Annotated in this window: 1 protein-coding gene; it reads left to right on the top strand. The window is 76.1% G+C overall.

The window, feature by feature from the left end; translation table 11 throughout:
* Positions 1-263: 263 nt before the first annotated feature.
* Positions 264-727 (top strand): trypsin-like peptidase domain-containing protein (locus OFY01_RS18320; protein WP_323135528.1); only part of this gene is annotated, 464 nt, incomplete at its 3' end.

The raw sequence follows: 727 nt of genomic DNA, 5'->3' as shown, positions 1-727 counted from the left end.
GGGCGGCGGCCTCCGGACACCCGGGGGCCGCCGCCCCATGTTCCCCCTCTTTTCTCCCCCCTTCGTGTCTGTCCGCCACGCCCGTTCACTTCACCCCATCGGGCAGGCGCTCGGAGTGAATCGGGGGAGCGGAAGGGGGCGCGTTCGCCTCGGGAGCTGCCCGGCTGATCACCGCGCGCCTACCGTCGTCCGCAGGGGGCATGGCACAGGGCGTGGGGAACGTGGGGAAGACGAGGGGCGGAGAGCGGCGGGGAGGTCGCGGCATGGTGGATCCGCCGCTGGTAAGGATCAGCGATCTGGCCGGGCGGCCGCGCGGGGCCGGGTTCGTGGCGGACGACCGGGGCACCGTCGTCACCAGCCACGAGGCGGTGGACGGACTCGGGCATGTGGTGGTGCACGCGCCTGACGGCGGCACCTGCCTCGTGTCCGCCGACGGCGTCGTGCCGCTGCCCGGCGCCGACCTCGCGCTCGTACGGACCGACGGGCTCGACGTTGCGCCGCTCGCGGTCGCCGCCCTGCCGCCGCCGGAACAGGGGGCGTACGTGCGGATCCCGGCGGGCGGATGGCGCGAGGCGCGGGTGCTCGGACAGACGTCCGTGACGTACACCGCGACCGACGGTCTCCACCTCCTGGACCACGCCGTGGAGCTGGCGGTCGGCACGGCCGGTGCGGACGCGCTGCGGGTCGGCGGCGGCGCCGCGGGCGGCCCGGTGGTCGACGCCGCGAC

It is taken from the genome of Streptomyces beihaiensis, assembly GCF_026274175.1.
In the GTDB taxonomy this organism is placed as follows: Bacteria; Actinomycetota; Actinomycetes; order Streptomycetales; family Streptomycetaceae; genus Streptomyces; species Streptomyces beihaiensis.
Note: the sequence above shows the minus strand (reverse complement) of the source record. Positions and strands in the feature narration are given on the sequence as shown.